We start from the raw sequence: 19,330 nt of genomic DNA on the forward strand, positions 1-19,330 counted from the left end.
CTCGGCGGACCGCAGACCCGCGGCCTCCGTGGGCCTGCCCACGGCCGCGACGACGCAGGAGGGTGCCCATGCCGACGACGGAGCCTGCGCTGAGCGAGTCCGGCCGCGAGCTGGTGCGTGAGGTGCTCATCCACGGGCCGATCGCGCGGGCGGAGCTCGGGCGTCGGCTGGGGCTGTCGCCCGCGAGCCTGACGCGGCTGAGCAAGCCCTTCCTCGACAGCGGGCTGTTCGTCGAGGGGGCCGTCGAGTTCGCCGGAGCCGTCGGCAGGCCCGCGAAGCCGCTCGACGTGCAGGCCGACCTGCAGCGCTTCGTCGGCGTCAAGCTCACCGGCGACCAGGCGTTCGGCGTGCTGACCGACCTGCGCGCGAAGGCGCTCGGCGAGCACGTCGCCGACCTGGCGGGTCGGTCGCCGGAGGAGGTGGTGGAGGCGCTGGTCGCGGTGGTGCGGGAGCTCACGGCGAGCTCGCACGGCGGCGGCGTCGCCGGCCTCGAGGGCCTCGCGGGCGTCGGGGTGAGCATCGGCGGCAAGGTGACAGGGCAGCGGACGGTGCTGCGGGCGACGTTCCTCGCGTGGCGGGAGGTCGACCTGGGCGGGATGCTCGCGGAGCGGCTCGGGGTGCCGGTCGTCGTGGAGAACGACGTCGTGGCGCTGACCGAGGCGGAGCGCTGGTTCGGCCTCGGTCGCGGCGTGGACGACTTCGCGGTGGTGACGGTCGGGGCCGGCGTCGGCTACGGGCTGGTGGTCCACGGGCGGCAGGTCATCACGCCCGACACGGGCCTCGGCCTCGGCGGGCACGTCCCCCTCGACCCGACCGGGCCGATCTGCGTCGACGGCCACCGTGGCTGCTCGACGGCGATGCTGTCGACGACGAGCATGTGCGCCTCGGCCGCGGTGGGCCTCGGTCGCCGCGTCGCCTACGACGAGCTGCTGGCGCTCGCCGCCTCGGGCGACCCGGTCGCCGTGCAGGTCGTCGGCACGGCCGGCCGCTCGCTCGGCCGGATGGTCGCGGCGGTCGCGAACCTCACGATGGTCGGCACCGTGGTGCTGTCGGGCGAGGGCGTCGGCCTCGTCGACGTGCCCGTCGCCGCGACGGAGCTGCGCGCGGGCATCGCCGCCGACCGCGACCCCGACGCGTCGGAGGTGCGGGTGCTGACCGGCGCAGCGGACTTCGGGGCGTGGGCACGCGGGGCGGCGGCGGTGGCGGTGCAGGCGCGCATCGGGGCGCTCGGGGCGCTCGGGGCTTGAGTGGCGTGAAGCCCGTGGGCTGGGTCGGCCACGGTCGGTGCGGTCAGTTGCCGAATTGAGGGGTCCAGCGGGCTGCTGAGCCCCTCAAATCGGCAACTGAGGTGCGCGGGTGCAGCGTTGGTGCGGGGCGGGGGCGACGAGGTGCCTCGAGCTGGGGCTCGGCGGGTGCCGAGGGGCCAGATCGAGGCACCTGGACCAGGGGAGGCGCGTCAGCGGTCGAAGAGGTCGCCCAGGCCGGGGATCTGGAAGCCCTCGCCGAGGCCGCCGACCTGCTCGCCGAGGCCGGTGAGGCCCTCCTCGCCGGCCTGCGCGAGGCCGTCGACGCCCTCCGTGAGGCCGCCGAGGCCCTCGCCGATCCCGGCGATGCCCTCGAGCCCGAAGTTCTCGGCCAGGCCGCCGAAGTCGACGCCGTCCGCCAGCGCACCGGAGAGGAGCGGCGCGGCCACGCTGCTGACCGCGGCACCCGCCGCGACCGTCAGGGCGAGACCGCCGAGCGCGGCGACCCCGACCCCGGCCGCCGCACCCGCCGCGAACTTCCCGGCGCCCGAGCCCGTGCGGGAGCCCGAGCCCGAAGTGCCCGTGCCGGTGCCGGCCCCGGCGCCGCCGCCGAACACCCGCTGCATCAGCCCGGGGTGCGCCGTCTCGCCCCGCGTCGCCGCGCGGGCGAGGTCGTCGGTGCCGCCGCTGCGGGGCTGCTCGTGGGCGGGCAGCTCCTCGCCGAGGCGGGCCTGCACGAGCTCGCGCTGCTCGGGCGTGAGCCGCGCGAACGCGTCGCGGTGCACCTGCTCGAGCTGCTCCGGCTCGGCCGTGCGCAGGAGGTAGTCGTACTTGCCGAGCGCGACGCGGTCGGCCTCGGAGGCTCGGACCTGCGGGGCGGCCTGCCCCGCCGACGGGACGGACTGGTGGGGCTGCTGACCGGGGGCGCGCCCCGGGGCCTGGCCCGCGCCTCCCGCACCCTGCTGGCGCTCGTCACCCGTGAGCTTGTCGGCCGCGGTGCGGACGAGGTCGCGCCAGTCCGTGCCGGAGCCGGGGCGCGAGCCGCCGCGCCCGCCGGAGGACGACGCAGAAGAGGAGGACGAGGACGACGAGTCGCCGAGCGCTTTCGCGGCGGCGCCCAGGAGGCGCTTGAAGTCGGGCATGACCACAGCGTGGCGGCCCCCGATGTGCAGACCCCCCGGAGAAGCTGCGGGAGTCATCCGAACCGGACGGTCCGCTCGTGCCGGAGCCTCCTCCGCCTCCGCCACCGCGCATCCTGCCGCGTTCGGTGGACGATGACCGTCGGCGTCGTCGGTCGATCGGACCGGGGCGCAGACGGTACGGCGCGGCACGCCGCCCCGACGCACGATCACGCCTCGAACTGGGGGCACGACGGCCGTGACGCGGCGTTGGGGCTTCGTTTAGCGTCCAGGTCACTGCGCGCGGCGACCCGCCGCCGCGGCCCTGCTCCCGAGGCGGCCGCGACCCCGACACGCGCAGAACGACCCCGAAGGCACTCCACCATGTCCTCCCACGTCTCCCTGCGCCGTCGGCGCGTCCGCACCACCCCGCTCGCCCTCGCGGCCGGCGTCATCGGCTCGATCGTGCTCAGCCTCACGATGACGGGCACGCTCTCGTCGTTCACGGCCAGCATCGCGAACGACAAGAACACCGTCGGCACGGCCTCGCTGGCCATGAAGGAGGCGCTGGTGTCGTCGTCCGTGCCCGGCACGACGAGCGGCACCACCTGCAGCAGCACCGACGGCGGCGCCGGCTCGTCGGCGGCGACCTGCTCGACCATCAACAAGTTCGGCGGCGACACCGCCATGACCCCCGGCGGCCCCGCCGCGACCACGCAGGTCAGCATCCAGGCCACGGGCACGGCCGCCGTCCGCACCTTCACGCTCTCGCCCGGCACCTGCACGCAGACCGCGACGGCCGGCTCCGCCACGACGGGGTCGGCCACCGACCTGTGCAGCAAGATCCGCGTCTCCGTCACGACCGCGGGAGGCGCCTCGGTCTTCTCCGGGACGGCGGCGGGCCTCGCCAGCGGCGGCCCGATCACCCTCACCGCGCCGAGCGGCCAGACGGCCGTGCCCTTCACCTTCGTCGTCTCGCTCGACTCGACGGCCGACAACAGCTACCAGTCGCTGACTGCCTCGATGCCGCTGACGTGGACCTTCACGGCCTGACGTCGGCGCCCCTCGCGCGTCGGCTCGGCGCGCTCCTGCTCGCCGTGGCGGTCGTCGGCGCGGTCGCCCTGGCCGTCGCGGCGGGGGCGTTCCACCACGGGGGAGGGCGCTGGTTCGTCGTGACCTCCTCGTCGATGGGGGAGGCGGCGCCGGTGGGGACGCTGGTGCTCACCGAGCCGACCCGCGCCTCCGGCCCCTCCGCCGACCTGCGCGTCGGCGACGTCGTGACCTTCCGCCCGCCGACCGTGCCGGGCGAGGTGTACACCCACCGGGTCGCGTCGATCGGCGCCGACGGCGTCCGCACCAGCGGCGACACCACCGGGGCCGTCGACCCGTGGCTGCTCGGCGACGACGACCTCGTCGGCCGGGCCGTCGCCCTGCTGCCCGGCGTCGGGTGGCTCGTGCGCGGGCTGCCCTGGCTCGCCCTCGGGGCGCTGGCGGTCTGGGCGGTCGGCACGCGCCTCCGCTCGGACTCGGCGCGCTCGGCCTTCTTCCTCGTCGCGGGCTGCGCCGTGGTGCTCGGCGTCGTGTCGGTGCTGCGCCCGTTCGTCGGGGCCGTGCTGCTCTCGACCACGGTCGACGCCGCGGGCCGGGGCGTCGCCCACGTCGTCTCGACCGGGCTCGTGCCCGTGCGGGTCGCGGCCGAGGGCGGCGGCCACGCCGACCTCGTCAGCGGGGCCGTCGGCCAGGTGCCGGTGCCCGCGGGCGCCTCCGCCGTCGACCTCACGACGTCGCTGCACCTGCCCGTCGTGGGCTGGGTCGTCGTCGCGCTGATCTGCGCCTCGCCGCTGATCGCGGTGCTCACGCTGGGCCTGCCCGCGGGGGAGCCCCGGGCCGAGCGCGGCCGCCGCCGGGCGGAGCCGGCGTGAGCGGGCGGCACCTCGCGCACCGCTCGGCGGCGCCCCGGCTCCGTGCCCTCGCCGCCGTGCTGGCCGTGGCGCTCGTCGCGGGCCTCGGCCTCGTGACCGGCTCCACCGAGGGCACGAGCGCGGCCTTCACGGCGTCCGTCCGCAACACGGGGGACCGCCTGCAGACGGCCACCTACTTCCGGTGCCCCGACGCGTGGGCCCCGCAGCGCGACGGCGCCGTCTTCCAGTGGCCGCTCGACGAGCAGGCGATCGCCCAGCTCGTGCGCGACACCTTCTCGGACACGGCCGGGGCACCGCTCTCCGGCCACACCGGCGACACGGGCGGCACCTGGCTGCGCCACAACTCGAGCGGGAGCACGGAGGTCGTGTTCACCGGTGCGGGCCGCGTGCGGAAGTCGGGCAGCACCTCGTTCGTCCTGTACCGCTCGGAGCCCGCCTCGAGCAGCCCGAACTACACGGTGAGCGCCGACGTGTTCGTGCGCAGCACCGTCGCCGCCGACGCCGTGGGGCTGGTGGGCCGCCTCAACACGGGCTCCGCGACCAGCACGACCGGCACCTACTACACGGCCCGCTACGAGCAGGCCGACAAGCGCTGGGCGCTGTGGTCCGTCGTCGACGGCGGCCAGACCCTGCTCGGGACGTCGCCCGCGACGCTCGCCGACGGCAGCACGACGCGGTTCTCGCTCGACCTGGTGGGGTCGACGATCCGCGTGCTCGTCGGCGGCGCGCAGGTGATCGCCGTCACCGACACCAGCATCACCGAGACGGGCCGAGCCGGCCTCGCGGTGGGCACCCCCGGCGGCTCGGCCTACGCGACGAGCGACACCACCGGCCTGCAGCTCGACGCCTTCGTGGTGCAGCCGACGCAGCGAGCCACCGACGTCTCCGGGCACGGCGCGACCGGCGCCTACGTCGGCTCGCAGGGCACCCTCGCCCGCCCTCCCCTGCCGAGCTGCCCCCGCGACCCCGGGGCCGCCTACGACCCCGACGGCAGCACGAGCTACGTCACGTACCCGACGAAGCAGTCCGACCCGCAGACCTTCAGCATGGAGACCTGGTTCCGCACCACCAGGCCGCAAGGCGTCGTCATCGGGTTCGGCGACTCCGCCACGGGCACCTCGACGCAGGCCGACCGTCTGCTCTACGTGAGCGCCGAGGGGCGCCTGATCTACGGGCAGCGGCCGCGCAACGTGCAGACGATCCGCACCACGACGTCCGTCACCGACGGGGCCTGGCACCACGTCGCCGTGACGTACACGCCGAAGGGCGGCATGACGATGTACCTCGACGGGCGTCGCGTCGCCTACGACGCGACGGTGCAGTCGGCGATGAACTACGACGGGTACTGGCGCGTCGGGGCCGGCACGATCCCCTCGGGGTGGCCCGTGACCCCCGACTCGCCCTACTTCGTCGGAGGGCTGCGCTACGCGGCCGTCTACTCGGTGGTGCTGACCGAGGAGCAGGTGCGGCAGCACTGGGAGGCGGGGCGGTAGGAGGCGCGGGTCGGCCGGGGCGCGGGGCGCGGGGCGGCCGGGGGACGCGGGGCGGCCGGGCTCGAGTGGTCACGAACTGCTCCTCCCGGGCGCCCGGAGGAGCAGTTCGTGACCACTCGGCGGGCCCCGAGGGCAGGGGCGGGGCGGACCGGGGCGTGGACCGGTCGGTCGGGGCCTGCGAGACTGAGGCGATGTCACCCGTGCTCGCAGTCCTCCCCGGCTCCAGCCCCGGCGCCTTCGACACCGGCGTCACGCTCGCCGGCTTCGTCATCGGCGTCATCGTCGTCGCGATGGTGGTGCTCATCGTGGTCAAGGTCGTGTCGGCCCGGCGTCGGGGGATCAACCCGTTGACGTTCGACGCCGAGCTCGCGGCGAAGCTCCGCGACTCGACGGTGCTGCAGCCCGAGAAGTCGGTCGAGGTGCGCCTCGCCGAGATCGACGACCTGCACGGCCGCGGGGTCATCACCGACGCCGAGCGGGAGTCGGCGCGGGCGTCCGTCCTGCGCGGGTGAGCGGGCTGGGGGCGGGGCGTGCTCCGGGGGCGGGGCCCGCGACTCCCTCAGGCCCCGCGCCGGTGGACGACGTCGTCGCCGGGGTGCCGGTGCGGAAGTACGCGGCGGCGGTGCCCGGCGGGGACGGACCCGAGGAGGCGCGGTCGGCCCCCGTGCTCGTCTGGGCCCACGGCGGAGGGTTCTTCCGGGGCGGGCTCGACCAGCCGGAGGCGCACGAGGTCGCGTCCGCCCTGGCACGCCGCGGGGTCGGCGTGGTCACGGTCGACTACCGGCTGACGCCGTGGCCGCTCGTGGGGCGGGTCGGGTGGGCCGGGCGTGGGCGGACGCGGTTCCCGGGGCCGGTCGACGACGTGTCGGCGGTCTGGCGGAGCGTCGCGGAGGCCACGCCCGGCGGCGCCCTAATCGGCGGGGCGAGCGCGGGGGCGTGCCTCGCCGCGGCCGCCACCCTGCGGGCGATCGACGAGGGGGCGGCGCCGCGCGGGGTCGTGCTCGGCTACGGCTTCTTCCACCCCGTGCTGCCGGTCGACCGGGCGTTGCAGCGGTCGGTGCGCGGGCACCGGCGGCTGTCCCACTCCCGCTGGGGGCTCGACCTGATGAACCGTAACTACGCCGGCACCGCGGCGGCGCTCGCCGACCGGCACGCCTTCGCCGGCGGGCAGGACCTCGCCGGGTTCCCGCGCACGCTCATGGTCGACGCCGAGGCCGACTCGATGCGGGCCTCGGGCGACGCGTTCGCGCGCGAGCTGGCGGCGTCGGGCGCGGAGCTCGAGCGGCACGTGCTGCCGGGCACCCGGCACGCCTTCCTCGACCGGCCGCGGCTGACGGAGTTCGGGGCGGCGGTGGAGCTCGTCGCGGGGTGGTGCCTGCGGGGGTGAGGGGTGCGGGGGTCGGCTCGTGGGCTGGCCCGGGGGTCGGGGCCGTGGCCGGGGCCGGGGGCCGGGCTCGGATTCGGGCGCGGCATCAGGCGTCGGGGCGGTCAGTTCAGGGTCGGTCGGCGACGGCGCGCACGGCGGCGGCCGACGACCGGGCGTTCGCTCCGAGCAGGCCGAGCACGAGGGCGACGACGGCGGCCGCGACCAGCACGACGATCATCGGCCAGGGGGCGGCGACGGCGAGGCCGACGACGACGAGCAGCACGCCGAGCACCGCGGCGGCGATGGGCAGCGTCCACCCCGGCAGCCGGTTCGCCCGCCACGACCAGCTCGGCATCGTCGCCCACTCGTGCGCGGCGCGGCGCACGGCCGGGTCGGGGTGCGCCTCGCCGCGGCCCGCGAGCCGGACGACCTCGACGCGCGTGGCGGTCGGCAGGTCGGCCCAGGTCAGCGGGGCGGCGGGGGCGGTCACGGAGCGAGCGTAGCGGGCGCGGGGCGCGGGGCGGGGCGCGGGTGCCGCCGTCAGGCGCGGCGCCGGGGCGCCGGGGCCCGGGCCGGGCGCCGACGCCGGGCAGGGGCCGGCACCAGCGCGGGCACCGGAAGACGCGAGTGATCTCGCCCGTCGACCCGCGCCTCCCGCCTGTCTGCGTCGGTGGCGGGCCGATCGCTCTCGAATTCGAGAGAACGGCCGTGCAGCGTGAGGCAGGGGCGGGGTCGTCGGAGAAGGAGGTCGGGGGCGCGTGGGGCAGAACGCGAGTGATCCGGGTCGTCGGCCCGCGCCTCCCGCCTGTCTCCGTCGGTGTCGCGCCGATCGCTCTCAAATTTGCGAGGGGGGCAGGCGGACGGGCGTCGATGAGCGGGGAAGGGGCCGACCCGGGGAGGCGCGGGGCGGGCCGGTGCGACCGCGTAGGGATGCCGTGAGGAGGCTCCCGCCCCGACACCCCCGCGCACTATGCTGCGGGAGGCCCGCGAGGGCGCACCCCGCTCGGGAGGCACCCGCCCCGGGCCCGGCGCACGGGCACGACCCGCACGCACCACGCACCACCCCGCACGCCGCACCACCACGCACCACCCCGCACGCCGCACCACCCCGCACGACCGACCACGAACGCACGACCGAGAGGCAGGTGACTCGCGACATGACCGGTGATCATGATCGTCAGGGACGCCCTCGCCTCGTCGGCGGAGCGTTCCGGATCTGACCGGCTCGGCCCGCTCCGCGGGTCGGCACCCGGCTCGGCCCGCCCCGGCGGCCGAGGCTCCCCGGCCGCCCCGGCCGCTCGCGCCCGCGCAGTCCGCGCCCGACCAGTCCGCGCCCACGCAGCCCGCGCGCCCCCGCGCGCACGCACCGGCCCCCGTCGCTCGCTCCCCTGCCTCCTGCACCGACAGGAGACCCGCCCATGGCACTCATCGACAACGGCATCTACGTCGGCGGCACCCGCACGCGGACGCCCGCCGACCTCCGCGAGACCTACGCCGCCCTCGACGACACCGCGGGCGGCCTCGCCTGGATCGGCCTGTTCCGCCCCAGCCCCGCCGAGCTCGACTCGGTGGCGGCCGAGTTCGACCTGCACCCGCTCAGCGTCGAGGACGCCCGCAAGGGCCACCAGCGCCCCAAGCTCGAGCGCTACGGCGAGACGCTCTTCATCGTGCTGCGCTCCGCCTGGTACGACGACGAGCGCGAGGCGGTCGAGTTCGGCGAGGTGCACCTCTTCGCGGGGCCGCGCTTCGTGCTCACCGTGCGGCACGCCGAGCGCCCCGACCTCGGCCAGGTGCGCAAGCGCCTCGAGGCCGACCCGGAGTTCCTCGCCAAGGGGTCCGAGGCCGTGCTCAGCCGCGTGCTCGACGAGCTGGTCGACGGCTACGCCCCCGTGGTCGCGGGCCTGCAGGACGACATCGACGAGATCGAGGACGACCTCTTCGACGGCCAGGTCGCCCCCGAGTCGTCGAAGCGCATCTACCAGCTGCTCTCGGAGGTGATCGGCTTCCAGCGCGCCATCGGGCCCCTGCCCGAGATGGTCGACTCGCTGCTGCGCGGCGCCGCCAAGTACGGCACCGACGACGAGGTGCAGGCGCAGCTTCGCAACGTGCTCGACCACACCATCCGCATCACCGAGCGCGCCGACACCTTCCGCGTGCTGCTCGAGAACGCCCTGACCCTGCACTCGACGCTCGTCACCCAGGAGCAGAACGACGCGATGCGCCGCATGACCAGCGCCAGCCTCGCCCAGGGCGAGGAGAGCCGCCGCCTCGCCCGCGCCTCGATGGAGCAGGGCGAGGAGGTCAAGAAGATCTCGTCGTGGGCGGCGATCCTCTTCGCGCCGACCCTCGTCGCGTCGATCTACGGCATGAACTTCGACGTGATCCCCGAGCTGCACTGGCGCTTCGGCTACCCGTTCGCGCTCGGGCTCATGCTGCTGCTCGGCGTCGCCCTCTGGCTCGTCTTCAAGAAGAAGCACTGGCTGTAGGAGTCGCGGGCCGGCCCCCGCAGGGAGCCGCGCCGCCTGCACCCCGTGACCCGCGCCTCACACCGGGCGGTCGTCGTCGGGGGGCTCGGCGCCCGCTTCGTCGTAGGTCACCAGGTCGGCGTTCGCGTAGCCGAGCCGCTGCAGGTGGAACGACAACGACTGCAGGGCCGAGGCGGTGAGCCAGGCGAGGCCCGTGCCGGCCAGGAACCACCACTGGCCCGAGAGGACCGCCGCGAGGACGAACCCCACCCCGAGCGCCGTGCACGCCCCAGCGGCCGTGTAGGCCAGCTCGCGCGGCACCATCCCCCAGATCTTCTCGTCTTCGAGGACGGTGATCTGGACGGGCTCGTGCATGCCCTGAACCTACCCGCGACCGGGCGCGCCGCATCGAGATGCCTCGTTCTGGGGCGTCGAGGCCGGCAGGGGCGCAGGACGCGTCACCTCGACGAGGGCGCGGGCGCGCCGGGCGCCGCGGGCAGCACGCCGTTGAGGCGGTAGTCGCCGACGGCGCGCTCGCGGAGGATCGCCGGGTTGTGCGACGCGATCGTCCGCGCGTTCCGCCAGTGGCGGTCGAGCGCGAGCTCCGTGTCGACCGCGGAGGCGCCTCCCACCTCGAAGAGGGAGGTCGCCGCCTCGAGCACCAGCGGCAGCACCACCTGCTGCGCCTCGAAGACCCGCACGAGCACATCCTCCCAGCGGGCGCCGTGGCCGTCGTCGGCGGCGTCCGCGCGGTCGGCGACGTCGACTTGCCGCACCGCGGCGAGCGTGATCGCCTCGACCGACGACGCGATGCTCGACAGCCGCCCGACGACGCGCTGCACGAGCGGGTCCTCGCGGGGCGACGACGTGCCGCCGACGCCGAAGGTGCGCGTGCGGGGCCGCACGAACGCGACGGCGTCGCGGACGACCGCCCGCGCGGTGCCGCTCAGCGCCGCGAGCAGCACCAGCTGGTAGAGCGACTGCGCGTGCGCGAGCGGGCGGCGCTCGGCGTTCTCGCCCCACGGGATGACCTGGCGCGGGTCGACCACGACGTCGTCGAAGACCGTCGTGCCGCTGCCGGTGAGCCGCTGGCCGAAGCCGGCCCAGTCGTCGACGCGGGTGACCCCGGGAGCGTCGGCCCGCACGCTCAGCGCGACCCGCTCGCCGTCGCGGTCGCCCCCGACCCGCACCGCCCCGACCCAGATCCAGTCGGAGTAGATCGTGCCGGTGCTGTAGTACTTGCGACCGGTGAGCACGAGGTCGTCGCCGCGCTGCTCGAGCCGCGTCGTCACCTCGGTCGCCGCACCGCGCTCGGCCTGGGCGTTGCCGACGAGGACGTCGCCCGCGGCCAGCCGGTGCAGCCACTCGTCGCGCAGCGGCCCGTCGGGCTGCGCCCGCTGCGTCTCGACGAAGGCCACGTGCCCGCGGAGCAGCTGCGGCAGGTTCGAGTCGGCCTCCCCGAGCCGGACGAGGAGGCGGTACTCCTGTTCCAGCGACGCTCCCCACCCGCCGTGCGAGACCGGCACCCGCAGCGCGCCGAAGCCGGCCCGTCGCAGCTCGTCGACCTCGGCCACGGGGAGGCGGCGCTCGCGCTCCCGGGCGACGGCGCCGTCCGCGATGCGCTCCAGCACCGGGGCGAACGCGGCCTCGACGCGGGCGTCGACCCGCGCCTCGACGCGGGCGTCGACCCGCGCCTCCTCGGGGCTGCTGTGCTCGCCCGTCGTCCGGTCGGTGGTCTGCGTGTCGTGGCTCATGAGGTCCTCTCGGTCGAGCTCCATTCCTCGCAGACGGGCGGCCGCTCGACCACCCTCGGCGTCATGTGACGACACGTCCCGTCACGCACCGTCACTCTCCGTCACGCGTCGACACGGACGCTTCACCCACGGCCTCCCGGCTGGCACAGTCGCTCCCCACCAGCACCACCACGATCACCACGACGACACCCAGGGAAGACGCCATGAGCGAGCAGCACGACCACCACGACGACCAGACCGGCCGCGCCGACGGGGCCGAGGGGCACGACCCGGCACCCGGCCCCGAGAGGGCCGACCGGCCCGCGGGCGGCCTCCGCGCTGGCCTCGACGAGGCGCGCCGGAAGCGGCGCCGAGCGCTCTTCACCGTGCTCGGCGTCGCCGGCGTCGCGGCGCTCGTCGGCGGGGGAGTGCTCGTCGGCACCGCCGTCGGGGGCGGCACCGACCCGGCCGACGCGGCGGACGGCGACGTCGAGCGGCTCAGCGTCCGCATCGCGGGCAGCGGCGAGAGCGAGCTGCAGGACGCGGTGGCGACGGTCGCGGCGGAGGACGGCCTCGACGTGGAGTGGGTCAACTTCGACGACTGGACGCTGCCCAACTCGGCGCTCGTCGCCGGCGAGGTCGACGCGAACGCGTTCCAGCACACGGCCTTCCTCAGCGCGTACAACACGGCGAACGACACCGACCTGACGCCCGTGTTCTCGACGTCGATCAGCCAGTGGGGCGTCTTCTCGGCGACGAAGTCGTCGCTCGACGAGCTCGAGCAGGGCGACCACGTGGCGATCCCCGACGACGCGGCGAACAGCGGACGGGCCCTCGGGATCCTCGAGGCGGCCGGCCTGATCGAGGTCGACGACGGGGCCGGGATCTTCCCGACCGTCGACGACGTCACGGAGAACGACCTCGGCCTGCAGTTCGTGCCCATCGGCGCGACGACCATCCCGACCCAGTTCGACGACCCGAGCATCGACGCGGTCGTCGTCGGCACGTCGTACTTCGACCCCTCGCAGGAGATCGACGCCGACGACGCGCTCTACCTCGACGACGCGCTGAGCGACGGCTCGCGACCCTACGTCAACGCGGTCGTGACCCGGGCCGACGACGTCGACGACCCCGCGTGGGACGTGCTCGAGGACGCCTACGCCGACCCGCGCGTCGCCGAGGCGCTCGAGCGCGACTCGTTCGGGGCCGTGGTGCTGGTCGACGTGTCGGCCGACGACCTCCGGGCGACGCTCGCCGAGCTCGAGGCGGCGGCCCGCGAGCAGGCGTCGTGAGCGCGGCGGGGGGCACCGCGGCGGCCGTGGCCGTCGGCGGGGCGGGCGCGGACCTCGGGGAGGCGGGCCTCGCCCTCGGGGAGCCGGGCGCGGCGACCGAGCCGACCCGCGACTCCTCGGTGACCGGGGCGGGCGACGCGATCGTGGAGTTCCGCGGGGTGTCGAAGTCGTACGAGGTGCAGGGCCGCCGGGTCGACGCGCTGCGCGACGTGAGCCTGTCGGTCGAGCGCGGCGACGTCTTCGGCATCGTCGGCTGGTCGGGGGCCGGCAAGTCGACGCTGCTGCGGACGGTCAACGCCCTGGAGCGGCCCACGGCGGGCTCGGTGCACGTCGACGGACGCGAGATCTCGGCGCTGCGGGGGCGGCAGCTGCACCGGGCGCGGCAGCGCATCGGCATGGTCTTCCAGCAGTTCAACCTGCTCCAGTCGCGCACGGTCTACGGCAACGTGGCGTACCCGCTGCGGCTCGCCGGGCTCTCGCGCGACGCGACCGTCGACCGCGTCGAGGAGCTGCTCGACTTCGTCGGCCTCGGCCACAAGGCGCTCGACCACCCGTCGCAGCTCTCGGGCGGGCAGAAGCAGCGGGTCGGCATCGCCCGGGCGCTCGCGACGAAGCCCGACGTGCTGATCAGCGACGAGGCGACGAGCGCCCTCGACCCGCAGACGACCGGCGAGGTGCTCGACCTGCTCCGCCGCGCGAACGACGAGTACGGCGTGACCATCCTGCTCGTGACGCACGAGATGGACGTGATCCGCTCGATCGCCGACCGGGTCGCGGTGATGCAGGACGGCGAGGTCGTCGAGACCGGCTCGGTCTACGACGTCTTCGCGTCGCCGCGGCACCCGACGACGTCGCGGTTCGTCTCCTCGGTGCTGCACCACCGGGCGTCCGCGGCCACGCTCACGCGCATCCGCCAGGTGCACACGGGCCGGCTCGTGCACCTGCACGTCGTGGACCGCGACTCGAACGACCCCTTCCTCTCGCGGGTCGCCCGCGAGCACGGCGTCGACGTCAACGTGGTCTACGGCGGGGTGAGCGAGCTGCAGTCGCGGCTGTTCGGCGACCTGACCGTCGAGCTGCTCGGCGACGACGACCGGGTGGAGGCCGCGCTCCGCGACCTGCGCCGCACGACGACGGTGGAGGAGGTGGGGGCCCGTGCGTGACGTCGACCCCGCGGTGCTCTGGCCGAAGATCGGTGCGGCGCTGCTGCAGACGCTCCAGATGGTGACGGTGTCGTTCGTGCTCGCGACGCTCTTCGGGCTGCTGCTCGGCCTCGTGCTCTACTCGACGCGGCGCGGCGCGCTGCTCGAGAACGCGGCGGTGTCGACGGCGCTGAACGCGGTGATCAACGTGGTGCGGCCCATCCCGTTCATCATCCTGATCGTGGCGATCTCGCCGCTGACGAGGGCGGTGATCGGCACCAGCATCGGCACCGGCGCCGCGATCTTCGCGCTGACGATCGTGGCGACGTTCTCGATCGCGCGGATCGCCGAGACGAACCTCGTCGCCGTCGACCGCGGCGCCGTCGAGGCCGGCGCGGCGATGGGCGCGTCGCCGCTGCGGGTGCTCGGCACGATCGTGGTGCCGGAGGCGCTCGGCCCGTTGACCCTCGGGCTCACCTACATCTTCGTCGCCCTGGTCGACGCGACCGCGGTCGCGGGCCTCGTGGGCGGCGGCGGGCTGGGCAACCTCGCCATCACGTACGGCTACCAGCGCTTCGACACCGTGGTGATGGTCACGGTGATCGTGCTGATCATCGTGCTGGTGCAGGCGGCGCAGCTGCTCGGGAACCGGGTGGCGCGGCGGGTGCTGCGCGCGTGAGGGGTGCGGGCGGCGCCGCGGGCACGCCCTGCGCGCGTGCACGTCCCTCCGGTGAGTTGCCACTTTGAGGGGCTCTTGAGCTCTTGGAGGCCCCCAAAGTGGCAACTCAGGGGACGCGGTGATCGAGGTGACTCGTCCTGGGGTCTCGACGGCGTCGGGAGGCCAGGACGAGTCACCTCGATGACGGAGGGCGCCGCGACTAGGGCAGCAGGCCCGAGCGGTAGGCCCAGATCACGGTCTGCAGCCGGTCGCGGGCGTCGAGCTTCGTCATCACGCGGGTGAGGTGCGACTTGACGGTGCTCGTCTCGATCACCAGGCGCTCGCCGATCTCGTCGTTGGAGAGCCCCTCGCCGAGCAGCCGCACGATGCTCTGCTCGCGGGGCGTCAGCACGTCGACGGGCGGGCCCGCGAGGGTGGCGGCCCGGCGCCGCGTGAACTCCTCGATCACGCGACGGGTGGTCGCACCGTCGATCGCGGCCCGGCCCGAGGCGAGGGCGCGCACGGCGGCGACGAACTCCTCGGGCTCGGCGTCCTTGAGCACGAAGCCGCGTGCCCCCGCCTCGAGCGCCCCGAAGACGTACTCGTCGAGGTCGAAGGTCGTCGCCACGAGCACGGCGGGCCCGCCGCCGGCACCCGCGCTCGTCGCGTCGGCCCCGCCTCCGCCGACGGCGCCCGTCGCGCCGGCACCCGCACCGGCGACCGGCGCACCGGCGACCGCCACACCTGAGCCCGCCGCACCGGCGGTGATCGCCCGCGTCGCCTCGATACCGTCGCCGCCCGGCATGCGCACGTCCATCACGACGACGTCGGCCCGCGTGTGCTGCAGGAGCGTCACCGCCTCGCGGCCGCCCGCGGCCTCGCCCACGACCTCGATGCCCCCGGCGGTCTCGAGCACCACCCGGAACCCCGCCCGCACGATGGACTGGTCGTCGACCAGCACGACGCGGATCACGCGCCGCTCCCGTCGCCGGCCGTCGTGCCGCCGATCGCGGTGCCCGACGCGCCGACCCCCGCAGGCCCGGCAGGCGCCCCGGGCGCCCCAGCCGCCCCGGGCGCGGCAGCCGCCACGTCGGCCTCGACCGGCAGCTCCAGCCGCACCCGCCACGAGCCCGCCGCCGTCGGCCCCGCCTCGAGGCGTCCGCCGACGAGCGCGGCCCGCTCGCGCATCCCGACCAGCCCGTAGCCCGGGGCCGTGCGGCCGGCCGTCGCGGGCATCGTGTTCTCGACCACCACGACGAGGCGGCGCGGCTCGGCCAGGAGGTCGACGGCCACGGGTGCCCCGGGAGCGTGCCTACGGGCGTTGACCAGCGCCTCCTGCACCGTCCGGTAGGCGGTGACGTCGGCCAGCGGGGGCAGCGTCGGCAGTGACCCGTCGGCCCGCACCTCGACCACGGTGCCGGAGGCGCGGGCCGAGTCGACGAGGGAGCCCACGTCGCCGAGCCCCGGCACCGGCACGCTGCCGTCGGCGTCGTCGCCGGTCTCGCGGAGGATGCCCACGATCGAGCGCAGCGCGTCGAGCGTCTCGCGGCCCTGGGAGCGGACGCTGCGCAGCGACTCCTTCGCGCGCTCGGGGTCGCCGTTGACGAGCCGCTCGGCGGCGCCCGCCTGCACGACGAGCCCGGTGAGGTGGTGGGCCGCGACGTCGTGCAGCTCGCGGGCCATGCGGGTGCGCTCGGCGGCGACCGCGGCCCGGGTCAGGGTCGCCTGGTGCTCGACCGTCTCGGCGGCGCGGGCGCGGACGTCGTGCTCGTGCCGGCGGCGCAGGGCGACCCACGAGCCGACGGCGGCGCTGACCCCGACGATCAGCACGGCGCTCGTGATGAGGGCCAGCGCCTCGGCGGCCGGGTCGAGGAGGTCGAGCGAGGGCAGGGCGACCGCTCCGAGCGCCCGCTTCGCGACGCCCGTCGCACCGACGACCGCCCCGACCGCCGCGACGGCGACCGCGGCGACCCCGGCGCCGACGACGACCCGCGTGGGCCGCAGCGAGCCGACCGTGTAGGCGAGCACGACCGGCGCCGCCGTCCACAGCGCGATGCCGGAGGGCAGGACGGCGAGCAGCGCGGCCTGCAGCACCATGACGGCGAGCAGGGCCGGGACCGGCCACACGCGGCGGAGCGCCAGGGGCACGTGCTGGGCGAGGGCGAGCCCCACGACCAGCCCGACCTGGGCGGGCGGCACGACGCCGCCCCGGTCGGCGCCGAGCAGCTCGCCGGCCGCCTGCAGCCCGGCCAGGAAGGCGAGTGCGACCAGGGCCCAGGCGGCCGCGAGCACGACGTCGCGGCCCAGGTCGCTCCGCACGCCCACCCGGGCCAGGGCCCGGCGGAGCGCCGAGGGGCGGGGGGAGGCGGTGGCGGTGGTCACGGTAGGAGCTTGCCAGGTGCCGTCGGTCGCGGGGGCGGCCGGGGCCGCCGTGTGCGGGCGGTCGAGGGGCGCGTCGCCCTGTGAGGGGGTCATCAGTAGCTCACGCTCGGCGAGATGAGCCGGTACGCCAGCGCGAACCAGGCCAGGGCGACCAGGGCCAGCACGACGAGCACGCGGCCCGTCACCACGAGGGCGCCGCGACGGTCGCGGACGGCCTGCCAGGTCGCCAGCACCGCCGGCACGACGGCGAGCACGCCGACCACCTGCAGCACCTGGAGCACGCGCAGGGACACCGCGGGCACGTCGACGAACGACAGCGCCTGCACGGCGACCAGGGCCCAGCCGACGAGGGCGACCACGGTCGCGACCTGGCCGAGGCGCGAGAGCAGCAGGGTGCGACGACCCCGACGGGCTGCCGCGTCAGCAGGAGCCGCGGCCGGCAGCTCCCCGCGGCGGCGGCGCCCGGCGACGGCGACGGCGACCGCCGGCCAGGCGACCAGCGAGACGAGCAGCACGACGACCGACAGGGCCACCGTCGGCAGCACCAGCGAGGCGGTGCCCCAGACGGGTGCTCGCAGCAGGGTGAAGGAGGCGCCCCACGAGATCGCCGACACGGTCGCGTCGTCGCCCCCGTCGGTCCGCGTCGCGAGCACGGCGTCGCCGCCGACCTCGCGCCAGGCGTTCGCGCCCACCTGCTCGTACACGCCGGTGGTCGTCCCGAGCGGCTTCGGGGTGACCGCGACGGTGCCGTCGCTGCGCGGCACGACCGTGGTCTGGCCGCTGAGCGCGAGCAGGGCGCCGGGGTTGCTGAAGGGCGAGCGGGAGGAGACGTAGGTCCCCGCGAGGGCGGCGGCGGCGCTCGCGTCGCCGGACGACGCGGTGCCGGGGGAGGTGGCCGCGACCGTCTCGGCGGCCGCGCCCGCGCCTCCCGCGCTGGCTCCCTCGTCGTCGCGGAGGTAGCGGTCGGCGAAGCCCTCGAGCAGGGTGGTGCGCAGCTCGCTCGAGTCCATCGGGTCGCGTCCGTTGCCGTTGAGGGTGACGAAGATGCCGGCGTCCTGCTCGGGGAACATCCGCATCGCCGTGTGGAAGACCTGCGTGTCGCCGTCGTGCCCGAAGGCCGGCAGGCCGGGCGTGCTGTCGTCGAAGAAGGCGAGGTCCATGCGCTGGCCCTCGGCGAGGGTGCCGAGGTCGTCGGAGCCGAGCGCGGGGCGGTGCATCTCGGCGAGCGTGTCGGCCGCGAGCGGCGACTCGTCGGCGGGCAGGTCGCCGAGGTGGGCGAGCATGAAGCGGGCCATGTCGGTGGCGCTCGACGTCATCGCCCCCGCGGGCGCGGCGTTGACGACCTCGGTCGGCCACGACGGCTGCGAGTCGTCGGGGTAGCCCTTCGCGAGGCGGGCGTCGAGGGCGGCGGGCAGCGGCTGCTCGAACGACGACGACGTCATGCCGACGGGCCCGAACACCTCCTCCTGCACGAGCTGCGCGAACGGCTCGCCGCTGACGCGCTCGGCGACGTAGCCCGCGAGCGAGGCGCCGTAGTTCGAGTACGCGGGCGTCGTGCCCGGGGCGAAGACCTGCTCGGGCGGGGCGGCCGAGACGGCGTCGCGCAGCGACACCTCGCTGCCGGGCGCCCCGATCAGGCCGGCGATGACCTCCTCGAAGCCCGAGGTGTGGGTCAGCAGGTGGCGCAGCGTCACGGCGCCCTTCGGGGTGTCGAGGTCGAAGTCGAGGTACTGCTGCACGTCGGCGTCGAGGTCGAGCCGGCCCTCCTCGACGAGCCGCATCACGGCCGTCGCGGAGACGACCTTCGAGACGGAGCCGACGCGGAACAGCGTGTCGTCGGGGTCGACGGGCCGGGCCGGGTCGCCCTCGGTGCCCGTGTCGGCCAGCCCGTAGCCGCGGGCGGTCAGCAGCTGGCCGTCGGCGACGACGCTCACCGACGCGCCGGGGATGCCCGTCGTCTGCAGGGCGGAGCCGACGGCCCCGTCGAGCCAGGAGTCGACGTCGGAGGCGGTGAGGGCGTGCCCGCCGGGCTGGTGCTGCGGCGGGGCGGGGGGAGCGGGCTCGGCGGAGGCGGTGCCCGCGCAGGCCGCGAGCGGCAGGGCGAGGGCGACGACGGCCGCGGCGGCGGCGAGGCGGGGCAGGAGTCGGCGGTCGCGGCGGCCCCTCGGGGCCCCGCTCTCGGCGTGTGTCGATGTCATGACTCCACGCTCGCGCCCGGAGCCCGCCGCCACAGGGTGCGCAGGTCGTGACCTCGCCTACGACCTCCGACGCAGGCCCGGTGCCGACCCGGCGCGCCGTCGGTGCACCCCGGGCACGCGGAAGACCCCCTCCTGCTCACGAGCAAGAGGGGGTCCCACCGGGATGCCGGCCCTACGTCGAGGGATGCAGCACCGGCGCGGTCGTCACCGAGCAGCGGGAGAGTGCTACTTGGTGGCGACGGTGATCTTCGCGACTCCGACGAGCATCTCGTCCTGGACGGCGTCGGTCTTGAAGGTCTGGTTCAGCAGCGCGGCCG

17 protein-coding genes are annotated in these 19,330 nt (G+C 75.8%); 10 read left to right on the forward strand and 7 right to left on the reverse strand.

The genetic code is table 11. The features are described 5' to 3' along the window. Window positions 1–68: 68 nt before the first annotated feature. Window positions 69–1,247 carry an ROK family protein gene (locus tag FHR77_RS15390; RefSeq protein WP_167261759.1) on the forward strand — a complete coding sequence of 393 codons (1,179 nt, stop codon included), beginning with the start codon at window positions 69–71 and terminating at the stop codon, window positions 1,245–1,247. Between the two features lie 209 nt (window positions 1,248–1,456). Here FHR77_RS15390 and FHR77_RS15395 read toward each other — a convergent pair whose 3' ends face one another. Next, entirely contained in the window at window positions 1,457–2,386 is a 930-nt protein-coding gene (locus FHR77_RS15395) for a cation-transporting ATPase (RefSeq protein ID WP_167261761.1), read from the reverse strand. A gap of 360 nt (window positions 2,387–2,746) precedes the next feature. Here FHR77_RS15395 and FHR77_RS15400 point away from each other — a divergent pair, with 360 nt between their 5' ends. The 5 genes from FHR77_RS15400 (at window position 2,747) to FHR77_RS15420 (ending at window position 7,164) form a co-directional block, all read left to right on the forward strand. After that, window positions 2,747–3,415 carry a hypothetical protein gene (locus FHR77_RS15400; RefSeq protein WP_167261762.1) on the forward strand — a complete coding sequence of 223 codons (669 nt, stop codon included), beginning with the start codon at window positions 2,747–2,749 and terminating at the stop codon, window positions 3,413–3,415. Further along, complete coding sequence (locus tag FHR77_RS15405; RefSeq protein ID WP_167261764.1) at window positions 3,397–4,284, forward strand: S26 family signal peptidase; 888 nt, start codon at window positions 3,397–3,399, stop codon at window positions 4,282–4,284. The genes FHR77_RS15400 and FHR77_RS15405 overlap by 19 nt, the downstream gene beginning before the upstream one ends. After that, window positions 4,281–5,777, forward strand: a complete 1,497-nt coding sequence (locus tag FHR77_RS16730; RefSeq protein WP_167261766.1) for a LamG-like jellyroll fold domain-containing protein — start codon at window positions 4,281–4,283, stop codon at window positions 5,775–5,777. Before FHR77_RS15405 ends, FHR77_RS16730 begins: the two co-directional genes overlap by 4 nt. A gap of 191 nt (window positions 5,778–5,968) precedes the next feature. Further along, a complete protein-coding gene (locus FHR77_RS15415) occupies window positions 5,969–6,289 on the forward strand; it encodes a hypothetical protein (protein WP_056051898.1) in 321 nt (106 codons plus the stop codon). 62 nt (window positions 6,290–6,351) lie between these two features. Further along, complete coding sequence (locus FHR77_RS15420) at window positions 6,352–7,164, forward strand: alpha/beta hydrolase fold domain-containing protein (RefSeq protein WP_167261768.1); 813 nt, start codon at window positions 6,352–6,354, stop codon at window positions 7,162–7,164. A gap of 106 nt (window positions 7,165–7,270) precedes the next feature. On the opposite strand, the gene FHR77_RS15425 is transcribed toward FHR77_RS15420, so the two are convergent. Continuing rightward, window positions 7,271–7,633 (reverse strand): hypothetical protein, encoded by a 363-nt coding sequence (locus tag FHR77_RS15425; RefSeq protein WP_167261770.1) that lies wholly within the window; start codon window positions 7,631–7,633, stop codon window positions 7,271–7,273. 928 nt (window positions 7,634–8,561) lie between these two features. On the opposite strand from FHR77_RS15425, the gene FHR77_RS15430 reads away from it, so the two are divergent. Next, window positions 8,562–9,629 (forward strand): magnesium and cobalt transport protein CorA, encoded by a 1,068-nt coding sequence (locus FHR77_RS15430; protein WP_167261772.1) that lies wholly within the window; start codon window positions 8,562–8,564, stop codon window positions 9,627–9,629. Window positions 9,630–9,686: 57 nt separating this feature from the next. On the opposite strand, the gene FHR77_RS15435 is transcribed toward FHR77_RS15430, so the two are convergent. After that, complete coding sequence (locus FHR77_RS15435) at window positions 9,687–9,983, reverse strand: hypothetical protein (protein WP_167261774.1); 297 nt, start codon at window positions 9,981–9,983, stop codon at window positions 9,687–9,689. Between the two features lie 83 nt (window positions 9,984–10,066). Next, window positions 10,067–11,362: an acyl-CoA dehydrogenase family protein gene (locus FHR77_RS15440; RefSeq protein WP_167261776.1), complete on the reverse strand. Its 1,296-nt coding sequence runs from the start codon at window positions 11,360–11,362 to the stop codon at window positions 10,067–10,069. Window positions 11,363–11,565: 203 nt separating this feature from the next. On the opposite strand from FHR77_RS15440, the gene FHR77_RS15445 reads away from it, so the two are divergent. The 3 genes from FHR77_RS15445 (at window position 11,566) to FHR77_RS15455 (ending at window position 14,454) form a co-directional block, all read left to right on the forward strand. After that, window positions 11,566–12,633 carry a MetQ/NlpA family ABC transporter substrate-binding protein gene (locus tag FHR77_RS15445; protein ID WP_167261778.1) on the forward strand — a complete coding sequence of 356 codons (1,068 nt, stop codon included), beginning with the start codon at window positions 11,566–11,568 and terminating at the stop codon, window positions 12,631–12,633. A gap of 119 nt (window positions 12,634–12,752) precedes the next feature. Further along, window positions 12,753–13,796 carry a methionine ABC transporter ATP-binding protein gene (locus FHR77_RS15450; protein WP_370543630.1) on the forward strand — a complete coding sequence of 348 codons (1,044 nt, stop codon included), beginning with the start codon at window positions 12,753–12,755 and terminating at the stop codon, window positions 13,794–13,796. Continuing rightward, on the forward strand, window positions 13,789–14,454 hold the full coding sequence (locus tag FHR77_RS15455) for a methionine ABC transporter permease (RefSeq protein WP_341777412.1): 666 nt from the start codon (window positions 13,789–13,791) through the stop codon (window positions 14,452–14,454). Before FHR77_RS15450 ends, FHR77_RS15455 begins: the two co-directional genes overlap by 8 nt. A 199-nt stretch (window positions 14,455–14,653) precedes the next feature. Here the strand turns inward: FHR77_RS15455 and FHR77_RS15460 are convergent, their stop codons facing one another. From FHR77_RS15460 to FHR77_RS15470, 3 genes are read right to left on the reverse strand one after another with little or no spacing between them, the layout of a single operon-like run. Beyond that, window positions 14,654–15,406, reverse strand: a complete 753-nt coding sequence (locus FHR77_RS15460; protein ID WP_167261780.1) for a response regulator — start codon at window positions 15,404–15,406, stop codon at window positions 14,654–14,656. After that, entirely contained in the window at window positions 15,403–16,908 is a 1,506-nt protein-coding gene (locus FHR77_RS15465; protein ID WP_167261782.1) for a sensor histidine kinase, read from the reverse strand. Before FHR77_RS15465 ends, FHR77_RS15460 begins: the two co-directional genes overlap by 4 nt. Further along, window positions 16,908–19,013 carry a serine hydrolase domain-containing protein gene (locus tag FHR77_RS15470; protein ID WP_167261784.1) on the reverse strand — a complete coding sequence of 702 codons (2,106 nt, stop codon included), beginning with the start codon at window positions 19,011–19,013 and terminating at the stop codon, window positions 16,908–16,910. Before FHR77_RS15470 ends, FHR77_RS15465 begins: the two co-directional genes overlap by 1 nt. Window positions 19,014–19,330: the final 317 nt, after the last annotated feature.

This window comes from Frigoribacterium endophyticum (assembly GCF_011759585.1).
GTDB classification, from domain to species: Bacteria; Actinomycetota; Actinomycetes; order Actinomycetales; family Microbacteriaceae; genus Frigoribacterium; species Frigoribacterium endophyticum.

Excerpts from the sequence above, each read along its gene's own strand:
- FHR77_RS15435 (WP_167261774.1), bottom strand. The coding sequence starts at position 9,983 with ATGCACGAGCCCGTCCAGATCACCGTCCTCGAAGACGAGAAGATCTGG.
- FHR77_RS15445 (WP_167261778.1), top strand. The coding sequence starts at position 11,566 with ATGAGCGAGCAGCACGACCACCACGACGACCAGACCGGCCGCGCCGAC.
- FHR77_RS15430 (WP_167261772.1), top strand. The coding sequence starts at position 8,562 with ATGGCACTCATCGACAACGGCATCTACGTCGGCGGCACCCGCACGCGG.
- FHR77_RS15415 (WP_056051898.1), top strand. The coding sequence starts at position 5,969 with ATGTCACCCGTGCTCGCAGTCCTCCCCGGCTCCAGCCCCGGCGCCTTC.
- FHR77_RS15440 (WP_167261776.1), bottom strand. The coding sequence starts at position 11,362 with ATGAGCCACGACACGCAGACCACCGACCGGACGACGGGCGAGCACAGC.
- FHR77_RS15465 (WP_167261782.1), bottom strand. The coding sequence starts at position 16,908 with ATGACCCCCTCACAGGGCGACGCGCCCCTCGACCGCCCGCACACGGCG.
- FHR77_RS15470 (WP_167261784.1), bottom strand. The coding sequence starts at position 19,013 with ATGACATCGACACACGCCGAGAGCGGGGCCCCGAGGGGCCGCCGCGAC.
- FHR77_RS15390 (WP_167261759.1), top strand. The coding sequence starts at position 69 with ATGCCGACGACGGAGCCTGCGCTGAGCGAGTCCGGCCGCGAGCTGGTG.
- FHR77_RS15400 (WP_167261762.1), top strand. The coding sequence starts at position 2,747 with ATGTCCTCCCACGTCTCCCTGCGCCGTCGGCGCGTCCGCACCACCCCG.
- FHR77_RS15395 (WP_167261761.1), bottom strand. The coding sequence starts at position 2,386 with ATGCCCGACTTCAAGCGCCTCCTGGGCGCCGCCGCGAAAGCGCTCGGC.